We start from the raw sequence: 1046 nt of genomic DNA on the forward strand, positions 1-1046 counted from the left end.
TTTGGTTTTGTTGACCGTATTTCGACACTGGTTCCGCCAGATCCGGGTATGACGCTAGAAAAAGCGTTTAAAGCCGAGCCTGCTCTGCCTGAGCTTTATGAGGCCGATGAGGAAGTTAAAGAACTCATCGATATGTGTCGCCTATTAGAAGGTTGTACACGTAACGCCGGTAAGCACGCGGGTGGTGTTGTAATTTCACCAACCACGATTACAGACTTTGCGCCAATTTATGCGGATGCGGAAGGGCATTTCCCCGTAACTCAGTTTGATAAGAACGACGTAGAAACTGCTGGTCTGGTTAAGTTTGACTTCTTGGGTCTACGTACTCTAACCATTATCGACTGGGCATTAGGGTTGATTAACCCGCGCTTGGAGAAGGAAGGTAAACCTCCTGTTCGTATCGAGTCGATACCTTTGGAAGATCCGGCTTCGTTTCGTTTACTCCAAAACTCAGAGACCACTGCGGTATTCCAGCTTGAATCGCGTGGTATGAAAGAGCTGATCAAACGACTTCAGCCTGACTGTTTTGAAGACATCATCGCATTGGTGGCCTTGTTCCGTCCGGGTCCGTTGCAATCGGGCATGGTAGATAACTTTATCGACCGTAAACATGGCCGAGAAGCGATCTCTTACCCCGGTGAAAAGTGGCAACACGAGTCACTAAAAGAAATCCTCGATCCGACGTACGGCATCATTCTGTATCAAGAACAGGTAATGCAGATTGCGCAGGTTTTGTCTGGCTACACCCTTGGTGGTGCGGACATGCTGCGTCGTGCGATGGGTAAGAAAAAGCCGGAAGAAATGGCCAAGCAGCGTGCAACCTTCGAAGAAGGGGCAGTGAAGAACGGTGTTGATGGCGAGTTGGCGATGAAAATCTTCGACTTGGTAGAAAAGTTCGCAGGTTACGGTTTTAACAAATCGCACTCAGCGGCTTACGCACTGGTGTCTTACCAAACGTTGTGGCTTAAAACGCACTATCCAGCTGAATTCATGGCAGCGGTAATGACTGCCGATATGGATAACACCGAAAAAGTAGTTGGTCTGGT

1 protein-coding gene is annotated in these 1046 nt (G+C 48.5%); it reads left to right on the top strand.

Going from position 1 to position 1046, the window contains the following annotated elements:
- The coding region (gene dnaE / locus R8O70_RS26205; protein ID WP_318184588.1) for a DNA polymerase III subunit alpha at nucleotides 1–1046 on the top strand (1046 nt) is incomplete at both ends.

Origin of the sequence: Vibrio sp. 779(2023), from assembly GCF_033344285.1 — a bacterium.
GTDB lineage: Bacteria > Pseudomonadota > Gammaproteobacteria > Enterobacterales > Vibrionaceae > Vibrio > Vibrio alginolyticus.